The following is a 13,093-nucleotide window of genomic DNA, read 5'->3' as shown; positions in this document are numbered from 1 at the left end:
ATGGATGAAGGGGGCAGCGCCCTGCCCCCTGGGGTCATGAATCAGACGCTTTTCGCCACGCTGTCGACCAGCGACATCTCTTCGCTGCTCAGCAGCTTTTCGATATCCACCAGGATCAGCATGCGCTCGCCCAGCGAACCGAGACCGGTGAGGTATTCGGTCGCCAGCGTCACCGCGAACTCCGGCGCCGGGCGGATCTGCTCGGCGGTCAGCGACAGCACGTCGGAAACGCCGTCGACCACGATGCCCACCACGCGCTGACCAAAGTTCAGCACGATTACCACGGTGTTTTCATCGTAAGACACGCTTTGCTGCGAGAATTTCACCCGCAGATCGATGATCGGGACAATCACGCCGCGCAGGTTGGTGACGCCCTTGATGAACGCCGGCGTGTTGGCGATGCGGGTCACCTGATCGTAGCCGCGAATTTCCTGCACCTTGAGGATATCGATGCCGTACTCCTCATTGCCCAGGGTGAAAATCAGAAACTCTTGCCCTACCGTTTCGCCAGCCAATTTGCTGACGGCTGCCAATCCTGCCATATCATTCACCTTTTAAATCAATAAACTCATTATTATGCGGCGGCGTCCGTCAGACGCTTTTCACGGTTCAAGGTTTGCAACGCCGAGACATCGACGATCAAGGCCACGCTGCCGTCGCCCAAAATGGTCGCGGCGGAGATGCCCGGCACTTTGCGGTAGTTGCTTTCCAGATTCTTCACCACCACCTGATGCTGGCCGATCAGTTGATCCACCAGCAACGCATAGCGGCGGCCGGCGCTCTGCAGGATAACGACGATGCCCTGCGTGGCGTCGGTTTTGGCGCCGTCCACTTCAAATACCCGATACAGCTCCACCAGCGGCAGGTATTCGCCGCGCACCTGCAGCACGCGTTCGCCCCCGGCCAGCGGATGCAGATCTTCCGCCTGCGGCTGCAGCGATTCCATCACCGCGTTCAGCGGCAGGATGAAGACTTCGTCGTTCACCTTGACCGACATGCCGTCGAGGATCGCCAGCGTCAGCGGCAGCAGGATGCGGATGGTGGTGCCTTTGCCGGCCTGCGAACGGATCTCGACGTGGCCGCCCATCTCCTGAATATTCCGTTTCACCACGTCCATGCCGACGCCGCGGCCGGAAACGTCGGTCACCTGCTCGGCGGTGGAGAAGCCCGGCGCGAAGATCAGCATGCCGACCTCTTCGTCGCTCATGCTGTCGCTCACCGCCAGCCCTTGCGACGCGGCCTTGGCGAGAATTTTTTCGCGGTTCAGGCCGGCGCCGTCGTCGATGACTTCAATACAGATGTTGCCGCCCTGATGTTCGGCCGACAGCACCAGATTGCCCACCGCCGATTTGCCGGCGGCGATGCGGGTGGCCGGCTCTTCGATACCGTGATCGAGGCTGTTGCGCACCAGGTGCGTCAACGGATCGATGATGCGTTCGATCAGGCTCTTGTCCAGTTCGGTCGAGCTGCCCTGCAGCGTCAGCTCCACCTGCTTGTTCAGCTTGCCGGCCAGATCGCGCACCAGGCGCGGGTAGCGGCTGAAGACGTATTCCATCGGCATCATGCGGATCGACATCACCGACTCCTGCAGATCGCGCGCGTTACGCTCCAGCTGGCTCATGCTGTTCAGCAGATCGCCGTGGTTGACCGGATCGAGCGTGCCGGAGCGCTGCGCCAGCATCGACTGGGTGATCACCAGCTCGCCCACCAGGTTGATCAGCTGATCCACCTTTTCCACCGCCACGCGAATGCTGGTGGACTCGCTCGCCTTGGCGCGCGCTTTCGGCGCTTCCGCCGCTGCGGCGGCCGGTTTGGCGGCAGGCGGCGCCGGCGCAGGTTCCGGCACGGCGACCGCTGCCGGTAAGCTAGCTTCTGCGACGGCCGGTTCGCTCGGCGTCGGCGTCGAGAAGCTGATTTGTTCCGGTTCCAGCACGAAGCACAGCACGGCGCTGATGTCGTCTTCGCTGGCGGAGGTGAGCAACGTCACGTCCAGACTGTGTTCCGTCTGATGAGGGTCTTTAACCTCACCGAGGTTGCCCAGCTCTTCCAACATCAAGGGAATTTCACTGGCTTTCAGCCCGTTCAGGCTGATGCGCATGCCGCCTTCGATCGCCGCCGGCTTCACGACAGGCTGCTGAACGGCCGGTTGAGCCGCGGGCGCCGCCTGCTGCTGTTGCACTTCCAACGCCAGCTGGCGCAGCGCCTGGCAAATGTATTCAAAGCTTTCGGCGTCAGGCTGTTGCGAGGTTTTATAGGCGTCCAGTTGCTCCTGCATAATGTCTTTGGTTTCCAGAAACAGGTTGATAATCTCGGTGCTCAGGCTCATTTCCTGGCGTCTTGCACCGTCCAGCAGGTTCTCCAGCAGGTGGGTGGTTTCCTGCAGCACCGAAAAGCCAAAGGTCGCCGCGCCGCCCTTGATCGAGTGCGCCGCGCGGAAGATGGCGTTCAACGGCTCGATATCGGGGGCCAGCGGATCCAGCTCCAGCAGATGTTGCTCCATGTCGGCCAGCAACTCGTCCGCCTCATCAAAGAAAGTCTGATAAAAATCGCTAATGTCCATGCTCACGGGGTCACCTCTGGCTGTGAGTCGCGGTTAGTCGGTGCGGGTGCGGCCGCCGGTTGTTCCGGCGCCTGATCGGCCGGGGCTATCGCCGGGGATACCTGCGCTGGGACGCTAGGCGCTGGCGTTGACGCCGCCGGCTCCGGGGCTGCCGCCGAGGGCTCCGGCGTTTGGCTGGCCGGTGCAGTCGCCGACGGCGCCAGCTGTTTCAGGCCGTCCGGCTGGTCGATATCCATCGCGTTGCTTTCGGCATTTTCATGTTCGATGCCTTCTTGCGTTTGCTTATTCAGCACCAGCACGGTGATGCGACGGTTAATCGCGTCATCGGCGCCGTGCTGTTTCAGGCTCATGGTGGCCGCCATGCCCACCACCCGCAGCACCTTGCCTTCCGCCAGGCCGCCGGCGATCAGCTCGCGTCGGGAGGCGTTGGCGCGATCGGCCGACAGTTCCCAGTTGCTGTAGCCGCGCTCGCCGCTGGCGTAAGGGATATCATCGGTGTGGCCGGACAGGCTGATCTTGTTCGGCAAATCGTTGAGGATCGGCGCTATCGCCCGCAGAATATCGCGCATGTAGCTCTCGACCTGCGCGCTGCCGGTTTTGAACATCGTCCGGTTTTGGCTATCGATAATCTGGATGCGCAGCCCCTCGTCCATCATGTTGATCAGCAGATGCGGGCGCAGCGCCTTCAGGCGCGGATCGGACTCAATCAACTCATCCAGCTTTTCGCGCAGCTTGTTCAGGCGCAGCTCTTCGGCGCGCTTGTCCGGCGAATCGACCTGCTTTCTCACCAGGCCGTGCTGCTGGGTAGGATCGTCGCCGCCGCCCGGGATCGGGCTGCTTTCGGAGCTGCTCTTGTCGCCGCTGGTCAGTGCCACCTTGAGCGGCGTGCGGAAATATTCGGCGATTTGCGTCAGCTCCTGCGGGCTGGCGATCGCCAGCAGCCACATCACCAGGAAGAACGCCATCATCGCCGTCATAAAGTCGGCATAAGCGATCTTCCAGGAGCCGCCGTGATGGGCGGCATGATGCGACTTGCGCTTTCTGACCAGAACGACCGGATGATTCTGTTTCATGCTTCTTCTTCTTCCGTCGCCTGCTGCGCCGGCGCTTTCACGCGGCGCACGTGTTCTTCCAGCTCAACGAAAGAAGGACGTTCGGTGGTATACAGCGTTTTGCGGCCAAACTCGACGGCGATCTGCGGCGCGTAGCCGTTCAGGCTCGACAGCAGCGTGACCTTGATGCACTGCATCATCTTGACGTTTTCGGCGCTCTTCTGGCGCAGCAATGTGGCCAGCGGCGAGATGAAGCCGTAGGCCAGCAGAATGCCGAGGAAAGTACCGACCATGGCGTTGGCGATCAGCGCGCCCAGTTCCGCGGCCGGCCGATCGGCCGAAGCCAGGGCGTGCACCACCCCCATCACCGCCGCGACGATACCGAACGCCGGCAAGGAGTCGCCCACCATCGCCAGGCTGCCGGCGGGCACTTCGCTTTCCTGCTCGTAGGTTTCGATCTCTTCGTCCATCAGCGCTTCGATCTCGAACGCATTCATATTGCCGCTCACCATCAGCCGTAAATAGTCGGTAATGAACTCCACCAGGGTGTTATCGGCAAGGATGCGCGGATAATTAGAAAAAATTTCACTTTCTTGCGGATTATCGATATCGAACTCGAGCGACAGCATGCCCTGCTGGCGCGATTTGGCCAGCAGGCGGAACAGCAGCGCCATCAGATCCATGTACAGATCTTTGTTGTATTTGGAACGGCGCATCAGCCGCGGCAGCGCGCGCAGCGTGGCTTTGATTGCCTTGCCGTTGTTGCCGACGATGAAAGCGCCGACCCCCGCCCCGCCGATAATCAGAAACTCCGCCGGCTGATACAACGCACCGAGATGGCCGCCCACGATCAGGTAGCCGCCAAACACCGCACCCAATACCACCAGATAACCCAAAATAACTAGCACACGCATTCCTTAAATTAACAATGTGGATGGAAGGTGGGGCAAACGCGCCCTGGCGCACAGACCAGGCTGCGTGTCTGGGGGCGGCATGCCGCCCCTGCGTATCACACGTCGGTATTCATTGCCGAGAGCCGGCAATGTGGCGGCTCAAATGGCGCGTTTGACCTGCTCGTCCAGCAGTTGAGGAATAATATCGGCCAGTTGCGGCGAAAGTTTACGTCTTTTTACGGCGCGGGATGGGGGTTGGCATAAACTGCAAATGAAACCGTTCAGCGGCTGGTGCGCGTGGGTGATAAATGCGCCGCCGCAGCAGCTGCAGGCAGAGAGCTGCAGCATGCCGCTGTCGACGAAACGCACCAGCGTCCAGGCACGGGTCAGCGCCAGCAACGGCGCCTCGCCGGCCTGCTGGGGGCACTGCTCGAGATAGAGGCGATAGGCTTTGATCACCGCCTCCACTCCGCTGCACTGCCCGCTTTTCATCAGAAACAGGTAGGCATTGTAAAACATCGACGAGTGAATATTTTGTTCCCAGGTCATAAACCAGTCGGTTGAGAACGGTAACATTCCTTTTGGCGGCGGGCTGCCGCGTAACTCCTTGTAAAGTTTAATCAAGCGCCCGCGGCTGAGCTGGGTTTCGCTCTCCAGCATCTGCAATCGGGCTCCCAGCGAAATCAGCTCCATGGCGAGCTGAATGTCCTTGGCTTCTTGAACGATACTTTTCTCAACCATCATCAGGCTCTTTTCTTCGTCGGGCTAGCGTCTTTATTCGATAGCTCTTGCAGTAAATGGCTTGATAGCAAAATGCCGGTATGGATTTGTTGCAGATCGTCGACGCGCGACTCTTTGGTCAGGCGTTCGATGGTCTGGCTTTCGTTAAAGCGGAAGTGGCAAACCAGCTGGTTGGTCTCGGCCAGTTTAACCATTTGCGGCAAAGTCAGCTGCGCCAGCGCATCGGCCATGGCTTCATCAATACCAAGACGGAACATCGCGGACGCTTTTTCATCGTTGATCAAACGCTGTGCTAAAAGTAAATATGACAGATTGATGTCATAAATATGCTTAAGTAATTCAGACGTACCCATATTCCCCATCCCGACAGACTATGTTTAAAAACATACGCTGGGTGATAAATTTTATCGCCCGTGACCTGGGTTGTTTCCCAAAGCTGGCAAATTAATCTCTCAAAAACGACTGCTATAATTTTCAACAATCGCTAAATTTGACCACTGTTCAGTATTTGCTACGAGCGTAAACCAACGTGTATGGATGTACAGCATTCTGCTTCGATAGTGTTTAGTCACCATGAAACTATTTTTACAAATTTAATAAGATTATTCCTAAAGCAGCGCAACTCTACCCCCGAACCATTAGCACACACAATGTAAGTGAGAGGCAATTTTAAATACAATGTGACATGGATCACAAAAATAAAAAATAATTAAGCCAAATACACCCAAATACGCTCACTTATTGACCGCCATTTTGTTCACAAAACAGCCATAGGTAAAAAAACGTCTTAAAAACAATGTTTATCCGCCAAAAAATTATCTTTTTTAGATCAATTCGAACAAAAGCATCACCAAACCAAAATAACAGAACAAAAATCTGTATATAGGCAACAAACTCAGTATAAATAACCATTTGAGTTACTAAAAAATATCCAAGCCGAAAAATAACTTGTGTAAACTATAAGGTTATTAGCTATCGGATTTGACTTAAGCCCTCAGCCTGAAGCTGTTCTAATTTTCCGCATCAGGTGATTATGGCTTATCAATGATTCGCAGGCGTAGTGAACAAGCAAACAGACGTAACGATATGTTTCCGTATTAGCGCGATGCAAGAATGCTTTTTCTACATTAGAGTTCCCCAAAACGACATATCGGCAGCAATCCATAAAACTTTAATGCCTTTTATTTCTTTTTCTGTCGCCGTGATAATTCGCTCTCCCCCAGAGATTATTTACATGGCTTACGTTTTCATCACTTCATTGTCATAAAATAAAACGCAGTTTTGTTTTACTCTTCATATTTCCCCATCGAGAAAAACGGCTTTTCAGCGCAAGCGACGACGACAAACACCGCCCAATGCCGCAGCGGCGCCACGGACGGTGAAAAAATCACCGCAAAAGATGGCCTGGCGCGGCGCCGCGAGCTTGTGCACGGCAAGAACGACGACGCGTCGGCCGTCAGCCGCCCTGAGACTTTCCCTATTTATCCGTTTATCAGCAGGATGAGATTGCTGACGGCGCACTGGCATATTATGATTTATCAAAGCGCCGTTACGTGCGGCGTGACATCATTACCCGGTGCAATTTATCTACTTGAAATGATTTTTGTCAGGTCGTACATCGCTGCCTCGACGGCGTCGCCGTGAGCCGCCGATGTGTTATTCACCCGGCTTTAACTATTAACAGGCTATATTTTAATCATGACCGATACGCTCGAATATCTGCTGACATTCCGTAAATGCTCCTCTTTGGACAGCCTGGAGAAGGTGTACGACAAACTGAACTACTCCATTGAAAATGATAAAGAAATGAGCAACATGTACCGCGCCGCCGACCACCGTCGCGCCGAGCTGGTTGCCGGCAAATTGTTCGATCTGGGCAAGGTGCCGAAAACGCTGTGGGCGCAGGTGCTTTAATTCAGTGAAATTACGTGCGGCAACGGTTTTATCTTTTATTGCTATATAACCGGGGTAAATTCGGCTTTTATTGCCGCGCGTGATGCGAAACACATTTATTCCCCCCGCCAGGCTCTACCCTTTATCCGACGCAGTACCTCCGCCAAGGCCGCCGACACGGCAGCCTGAAATGCGATGGATACAACAAGGAGTGGGATATGGGGTATCAAAACGTTCTGGTCACCGTCGCCGTTGCCCCCGACAGCCACCGCCTGGTGGAAAAAGCCGTCTCCATCGTCCGCCCTTACGGCGGCAGTATCACCTTGTTAAGCACCCTCGCCAACCCGGAAATGTACAATAATTTCGCCGGGCCGATGCTGGGGGATTTGCGCTCGTTGATGGAGGAGGAAACCCGGCTGTTTATGGAGGAACTGCGTCAACGCGCCGGCTACCCGATCGCCGATGCGCTGATCGTGCACGGCGAGCTGGGTGACAGCCTGGAATACGCCAGCCGCCGTCAGCCGTTCGACCTGCTGATCTGCGGCAATCATCGCGACGGCATGATGAATAAGGTCTCCTGTTCCGCCGCCCGCTTTATCAATATCAGCCACATCGACGTGCTGATCGTTCCGCTCTAAGGCTAAGCACATTCGGTAACGTTGTCTTGCCGCCCCTGGACTAGGCTTAACGCATCTTGTTTGTCGCAACGCAAAGGAGCTTTCGATGTCCCCTTCTTCTCAACAGAACCGCCGCTTCCTGCTGGCCTCGCGTCCGCACGGTGAACCGACGGCGGCCAACTTCCGTCTCGATACCGTCCCCGTGCCACAGCCCGGCGCCGGGCAGCTGGTGCTGCGCACCGTTTATCTGTCGCTGGATCCTTATATGCGCGGGCGCATGAGCGATGCCCCCTCCTACGCGCCGCCGGTGGAGATCGGTCAGGTGATGGTGGGCGGCACGGTATCGCGCGTAGCGGCTTCACAGCATCCCGATTTCAACGTCGGCGATTGGGTGTTGGGTTATGACGGCTGGCAGGATTACGCCCTGTCTGACGGCAGCGGCCTGCGCAACCTCGGCCCGCACCTGCCGCATCCTTCCCGCCTGCTGGGCGTGCTGGGCATGCCGGGATTTACCGCTTACATGGGGCTGCTCGACATCGGCCAACCGCAGGCGGGGGAAACGCTGGTGGTGGCCGCCGCCAGCGGTGCGGTCGGTTCGGTGGTCGGCCAAATCGGTAAGCTGAAAGGCTGCCGCGTCGTCGGCATCGCCGGCGGGGCGGAAAAATGCCGCTATGTGGTGGAAGAGTTGGGTTTCGACGCCTGCATCGATCACCGCGCCCCTGACTTTGCCGAACAGCTGGCGGCCGCCTGCCCTAAAGGCATCGACATCTATTACGAAAACGTCGGCGGGGCGGTGTTCGACGCCGTACTGCCGCTGTTGAACACCAAAGCGCGCATTCCGGTGTGCGGCATCATCGCCCATTACAATGCCACCGGGTTGCCTGCGGGGCCGGACCGCTTGCCGCTGCTGGAGGGACTGATCCTGCGCAAACGCATCCGTATGCAGGGCTTTATCATCTTCGACGACTACGGCTCACGCTTTGACGAGTTCTTGCAACAAATGAGCAGTTGGGTCGAACAGGGAAAAATCAAGTTCCGCGAGGACATCGTCGACGGGCTGGAGCAGGCGCCGCAGGCGTTTATCGGCCTGCTGCAGGGCAAGAACTTCGGCAAGTTGGTGATCCGCGTCGCCGACGAGTAACCGGTAACAGGGCGTGGTACACCACGCCCTGCTTTTAATGCACGGCACCGTCGCCGAATCTCACATCCTCCTCGACCGTCAGCGTCACCTGCACGATAGTGCGCACCGCTTCCACCCTCGCCGCCAGCGCCCTGCTCGGCTTGCCCGGATGCGCCGCCGCCGGCAAACGCGCAACGCGTACGCATTCTCCCGCTGCCTGACGAATTGGCCATCACGTCTTTCCCCATTGAGCCGATCGCCGGCCGGCAGGCAAAGCGCGACCCGGCCTTAATCTGGCTCTGCGGCCTGATAAGCCAAATCGCCTTCGCTCCCTGTCCACATTAATAATTGCTGCATTATCAACCGTTCAACCCCTCGACCAACGGCCTGCAGAGGGGGCTTCCCACGCCTACCAAATAGGAATCATCCGAATTAACATTCGGAAAATTTATATATTTGATCATCTTTAAGTGGCAAATGGTAAGGATAAAAAACAGTCAGTGACTTTTTTTACGTAAAAAAAGAGTTGTTTTATAAGCACGTTGACTTAAGTGTTACAGATTTATTTTTTGGTATTACCAATTATCCAATAATTTGAGATAAAAAATGATCTGCTCGCATGTATATGTTTTAGATGATTAAAACCAAGATCGTGAGCAAGTTAACGAATTGAGCATTGATCCACAAGGCTATTTTGCAAATGCAGAGCTCTATTGTAGACTGCACAAATCGTGCCTTTGTGTAAACTTTGTTAAATCTTTCGTCAGTTCCTGTCTCCATTCGTGACAGATACGCCATCGGGATCGCGCGTCAATTCTCGTGCGGTAGCTATGCCTAAAGCGGGGAATAGTATGGATCGCCTTATCATTGCGCACACGCCTTTGCCCTCCCATCAGCTGTTGTTCAGAAGCCTTTCCGGTGAGGAAAAACTGGCCGGATTGTTCGAGTTCGACGTCGAGCTGCTCAGCCCCGACAATCGGCTCGATCTGAAAGCGCTGCTGGGACAAAAAATCACGTTGGAGCTGCGGGGCAATCCGCTGGCGCCGCGCTATCTCAACGGCAATATCACGCGTATGACCCTCTCCGGAAGGGAAGCCGGCGGCAACCGTTACTATATCTACCGCGCCGTGCTGCGCCCCACGCTGTGGTATCTGACGCAAAACCGCGATTTTCGCATCTACCAGGAAAAGACCGTTCCCGACATCCTGACGCAGGTGCTGGGGCAGTATCAGGTGAAAATCGATAACCGCCTGAGTTACGACTACCGCATCTGGGGGTACTGCGTGCAGTACCAGGAGAGCGATTTCGATTTCATCAGTCGCCTGATGGAGCACGAAGGCATCTATTACTATTTCACGCACCAGCAAGACGGCCATACGCTGGTGCTGGCTGACGCGCCGTCGGCGCATCAGGAACTCGCCGGCTACGCCAGCATTCCCTATCAGCTCGCGGAAGGCGGCCTGGTGGAAAACAAAGACAGCATCAACAGCTGGAGCGTTTCGGACGCCATCACGCCCAGCCTGTATAGCCTGGATGACTACGATTTTCGCAAGCCGCGCGCGCGGTTGCTGGAGGCGCGGCAGAATCCCGCCTCGTTCGCGCAGGACAAAGCCGAGGTGTTCGACTGGCCCGGGCGTTATACCGATCACGCCCACGGCCAGTTTTACGTCAAGGTTCGCCAGCAGGAGTTCGAAGCGCAGCACGAGCAGATGAGCGGCGAAGGCAGTTCGCAGGGCATTGCGCCCGGCTACCGTTTTCAACTGATCCAGGCGCCGCGTATGGAGGACAACCGCGCCTACCTGGTGGTCAGCGCGCATTACTTCATGCAGGAAAACAGCTACGCCAGCAATGATAACGACGTCGGCGAGCAGCGTACCGAATTTCAGGTCGTTCCGGCGGACATCAATTGGCGCCCGGCGCGCATCACGCCCTGGCCGAAAACCCACGGCCCGCAAACTGCCGAAGTGGTGGGGCCGGAAGGCGAAAGCATCTGGACCGATAAGTATGGCCGGGTGAAACTCAAATTCCGTTGGGATCGCCACGGCAGCGGCAATGAAACCAGTTCCTGCTGGGTGCGCGTCTCCAGCGCCTGGGCCGGCTGGAAATACGGCGGGATCCAGATCCCGCGCGTGGGCGAAGAAGTGGTGGTCGACTTTATCAATGGCGATCCGGATCGCCCTATCATCACCGGCCGCGTTTACAACGAAGACAGCATGCCGCCGTGGGATCTGCCCGGCGACGCCACCAAAATGGGCTTTATGAGCCGCAGCAAAGGCGGCGGCGCCGACAACGCCAGCTTCCTGTTCCTGGAAGACTCGCCCGGCAACGAATCTTTCGACATGCACGCCGAACGCAACATGAACATGACGGTGGAAAACGACAAGAACGTCAATATTGACGGCAGCCGCACCACCACCATCGGCCGCAAGCAGGACGACACCGTCACCGGCGACGCCACGTTCCTGTACAAAGCGAAACGCACCACCACCGTCGATGGGCTGGAAACCGCCAACCTGAACGCCCACCAGACGGTGAACATCAAAGGCGGCCGCGACCTGACGATTATCGACGGCGGCGATAAAATCGACATCACCGGCAATCAGTCCTTCAAGCTTGACGGCGCGCAGACGCAAAACATTACGCAGACCCAACACGTCACGGTGAAGGGCAATCAGACCCTCGACATTACCGAAGGGCAACAAACCAGCACCATCAAGCAAGGGCAAACGGTCAACATCACCTCCGGCGGGCAGCACACCACCATCACCGCCGGCGGGCAGGAATTGACGGTTAAAGGCGGCGGCCAAACCGCTACCGTCACCGGGAATGTCACCGAGACCTACAAAAACGATCAGAGCACGACGATCACCGGTACGCTGACCATCAAAGCGAAAACGATCAACATCACCAGCGCGGACGGCGTGTCGGTGCAGACACCGAGCTGGAAAGATAACTGCCACGGTTGGAAATGGGTGGCGACCGGGGCCAACTTCGCCTTCTACGGCTCCAATCTTGCGTTGACAGGAGCCAGCCTGAAACACACGATGCTGGATATTTCGCACAATCCGCTGGCGATCAGCAAAACCAATTTCAAGCTCAGTAACGATCCCATGACGTTCACTCAGCTTGGCGCGCTGGTGACCAACGGCGCCTTACGGTTGAGCACCAAGGCGCTGGCGATCTTTTTATAAAGGGACTCCCATGTCGAAGGCCAAAAATGTTCTCACCGTTATCGGGTTGATTTTATTGGCTCCTATCCTCAGCCTGGTGGGTTTTTTCAAATTCATCACGGTCGATATCTGGGGTTATTTCAAACATATCGGTTCTTCCCTCAGCGTGATGGAGAACGGTATTTCCGCCTCCGGGCAAATCGTCAGCATTCGCCAGACCAACCTGTGGGACGGGAATCGGCCGGTCTGCGAAGTCGAAGTCAAATACATCGCCCAAGACGGAAAAAACCATACGGCCGTGGCGAAAGGCCCAATTAGCGTCGTGGATCTGCCGCGTTATCAGCCGGGCCATTTCACCGCGATCAAGTACGACCCGAAGAACCCCAAAAAAGCGGTGATCGAAGAGCTTTCCCGGCTTTGAGCGAAAAGGCTTCTTTCAATCACGCGATCCGATTGCAACGCTCTGCCAACGGCTTATCGTTCATCGGTTCGCTAACTCACCTTGCATAAGGAAGTGTCACGATGGGCGCGTTCATTGCCTTTTCGACGCAGGACAGCCTCTGGGGACAAATCCTGTTTACCTTCTTTGGCATCCTGGTTGGCTGCGTCTTGCTCGCCGCGATCGGCAAAACCTTTTTGTCGGCCAGCCGAGCGGCCGCGTTGCCTGCGCGGTTGCTGATCTTTGTCGCGCTGATGCTGGCGCTGCTGAAATACAACCAGCAGGTGATGTCTGCGGTGAATGCCCCCGCAGAGTTGATCGGGTTCCTGATTTTGCCCGGCTTTTTGATGGGTTATCTGGGTGCGGCGCCCACCGGCAGACTGGCACTGGCGATAGAGCTGCCCTGTTTTGCGGCGCTCGCCGCGCTGCTGATTCTGGGCACCGCCGACGTCGAGTTTTTTGCCCCCTATCACCTGGAGAGCGCCGGCCAATTTATCGCCAAAGCGATCGCCGCGGCATTGTCCGTCGCCGCCGTGCTGTTGGCTCGCGGAATAAACGGGAAGGACGGCGCACTGTCCTCTTGATCATCCCTTTCGAAGCGGGGCCCT

At 56.8% G+C, this 13,093-nt stretch carries 13 protein-coding genes; 7 read left to right on the top strand and 6 right to left on the bottom strand.

Annotated features, from left to right (window positions below; genetic code table 11):
• Nucleotides 1-41 precede the first annotated feature (41 nt).
• The 6 genes from cheW to flhD all read right to left on the bottom strand — a co-directional run bounded on the left by cheW (nucleotide 42) and on the right by flhD (nucleotide 5,599).
• Nucleotides 42-542 carry a chemotaxis protein CheW gene (gene cheW, locus ACF8MC_RS01040; RefSeq protein ID WP_025303271.1) on the bottom strand — a complete coding sequence of 167 codons (501 nt, stop codon included), beginning with the start codon at nucleotides 540-542 and terminating at the stop codon, nucleotides 42-44.
• Between the two features lie 32 nt (nucleotides 543-574).
• Nucleotides 575-2,566, bottom strand: coding sequence for a chemotaxis protein CheA (cheA, locus tag ACF8MC_RS01035; protein ID WP_164104845.1), 1,992 nt, complete (start codon nucleotides 2,564-2,566; stop codon nucleotides 575-577).
• Entirely contained in the window at nucleotides 2,563-3,633 is a 1,071-nt protein-coding gene (gene motB / locus ACF8MC_RS01030) for a flagellar motor protein MotB (protein ID WP_392423096.1), read from the bottom strand. Before motB ends, cheA begins: the two co-directional genes overlap by 4 nt.
• Nucleotides 3,630-4,520, bottom strand: coding sequence for a flagellar motor stator protein MotA (motA, locus tag ACF8MC_RS01025; RefSeq protein ID WP_015378266.1), 891 nt, complete (start codon nucleotides 4,518-4,520; stop codon nucleotides 3,630-3,632). Before motA ends, motB begins: the two co-directional genes overlap by 4 nt.
• 144 nt (nucleotides 4,521-4,664) lie before the next feature.
• Nucleotides 4,665-5,249, bottom strand: coding sequence for a flagellar transcriptional regulator FlhC (gene flhC, locus ACF8MC_RS01020; protein WP_016927281.1), 585 nt, complete (start codon nucleotides 5,247-5,249; stop codon nucleotides 4,665-4,667).
• A complete protein-coding gene (gene flhD, locus ACF8MC_RS01015) occupies nucleotides 5,249-5,599 on the bottom strand; it encodes a flagellar transcriptional regulator FlhD (protein WP_033635008.1) in 351 nt (116 codons plus the stop codon). Before flhD ends, flhC begins: the two co-directional genes overlap by 1 nt.
• Nucleotides 5,600-6,527: 928 nt before the next feature.
• Here flhD and ACF8MC_RS01010 point away from each other — a divergent pair.
• From ACF8MC_RS01010 to ACF8MC_RS00980, 7 genes are all read left to right on the top strand, one after another.
• Nucleotides 6,528-6,890 carry a hypothetical protein gene (locus tag ACF8MC_RS01010; protein ID WP_164104847.1) on the top strand — a complete coding sequence of 121 codons (363 nt, stop codon included), beginning with the start codon at nucleotides 6,528-6,530 and terminating at the stop codon, nucleotides 6,888-6,890.
• 54 nt (nucleotides 6,891-6,944) lie between these two features.
• Nucleotides 6,945-7,160 (top strand): transcription modulator YdgT, encoded by a 216-nt coding sequence (gene ydgT / locus ACF8MC_RS01005; protein WP_033635010.1) that lies wholly within the window; start codon nucleotides 6,945-6,947, stop codon nucleotides 7,158-7,160.
• 197 nt (nucleotides 7,161-7,357) lie between these two features.
• Nucleotides 7,358-7,777 carry a universal stress protein UspC gene (gene uspC / locus ACF8MC_RS01000; protein ID WP_033635011.1) on the top strand — a complete coding sequence of 140 codons (420 nt, stop codon included), beginning with the start codon at nucleotides 7,358-7,360 and terminating at the stop codon, nucleotides 7,775-7,777.
• 85 nt (nucleotides 7,778-7,862) lie between these two features.
• Nucleotides 7,863-8,897 (top strand): NADP-dependent oxidoreductase, encoded by a 1,035-nt coding sequence (locus tag ACF8MC_RS00995; RefSeq protein WP_164104848.1) that lies wholly within the window; start codon nucleotides 7,863-7,865, stop codon nucleotides 8,895-8,897.
• An 830-nt stretch (nucleotides 8,898-9,727) separates the two neighbouring features.
• On the top strand, nucleotides 9,728-12,067 hold the full coding sequence (locus tag ACF8MC_RS00990) for a type VI secretion system Vgr family protein (RefSeq protein ID WP_033647800.1): 2,340 nt from the start codon (nucleotides 9,728-9,730) through the stop codon (nucleotides 12,065-12,067).
• A gap of 10 nt (nucleotides 12,068-12,077) precedes the next feature.
• Complete coding sequence (locus ACF8MC_RS00985) at nucleotides 12,078-12,467, top strand: DUF3592 domain-containing protein (RefSeq protein ID WP_033647801.1); 390 nt, start codon at nucleotides 12,078-12,080, stop codon at nucleotides 12,465-12,467.
• A 101-nt stretch (nucleotides 12,468-12,568) separates the two neighbouring features.
• Nucleotides 12,569-13,069: a hypothetical protein gene (locus ACF8MC_RS00980; protein ID WP_049194648.1), complete on the top strand. Its 501-nt coding sequence runs from the start codon at nucleotides 12,569-12,571 to the stop codon at nucleotides 13,067-13,069.
• Nucleotides 13,070-13,093: the final 24 nt, after the last annotated feature.

This window comes from Serratia sp. LACPHL-BACT-2024-00286 (genome assembly GCF_043109535.1).
Taxonomy (GTDB): Bacteria; Pseudomonadota; Gammaproteobacteria; order Enterobacterales; family Enterobacteriaceae; genus Serratia; species Serratia sarumanii.
This window is presented reverse-complemented; position numbering and strand designations above follow the sequence as displayed.

What these genes read in the sequence shown, in the direction of transcription:
- cheW (WP_025303271.1), bottom strand. Translation starts at nt 542, where the DNA reads ATGGCAGGATTGGCAGCCGTCAGCAAATTGGCTGGCGAAACGGTAGGG.
- motB (WP_392423096.1), bottom strand. Translation starts at nt 3,633, where the DNA reads ATGAAACAGAATCATCCGGTCGTTCTGGTCAGAAAGCGCAAGTCGCAT.
- flhC (WP_016927281.1), bottom strand. Translation starts at nt 5,249, where the DNA reads ATGATGGTTGAGAAAAGTATCGTTCAAGAAGCCAAGGACATTCAGCTC.
- flhD (WP_033635008.1), bottom strand. Translation starts at nt 5,599, where the DNA reads ATGGGTACGTCTGAATTACTTAAGCATATTTATGACATCAATCTGTCA.
- ydgT (WP_033635010.1), top strand. Translation starts at nt 6,945, where the DNA reads ATGACCGATACGCTCGAATATCTGCTGACATTCCGTAAATGCTCCTCT.
- uspC (WP_033635011.1), top strand. Translation starts at nt 7,358, where the DNA reads ATGGGGTATCAAAACGTTCTGGTCACCGTCGCCGTTGCCCCCGACAGC.
- ACF8MC_RS00995 (WP_164104848.1), top strand. Translation starts at nt 7,863, where the DNA reads ATGTCCCCTTCTTCTCAACAGAACCGCCGCTTCCTGCTGGCCTCGCGT.
- ACF8MC_RS00990 (WP_033647800.1), top strand. Translation starts at nt 9,728, where the DNA reads ATGGATCGCCTTATCATTGCGCACACGCCTTTGCCCTCCCATCAGCTG.
- ACF8MC_RS00985 (WP_033647801.1), top strand. Translation starts at nt 12,078, where the DNA reads ATGTCGAAGGCCAAAAATGTTCTCACCGTTATCGGGTTGATTTTATTG.
- ACF8MC_RS00980 (WP_049194648.1), top strand. Translation starts at nt 12,569, where the DNA reads ATGGGCGCGTTCATTGCCTTTTCGACGCAGGACAGCCTCTGGGGACAA.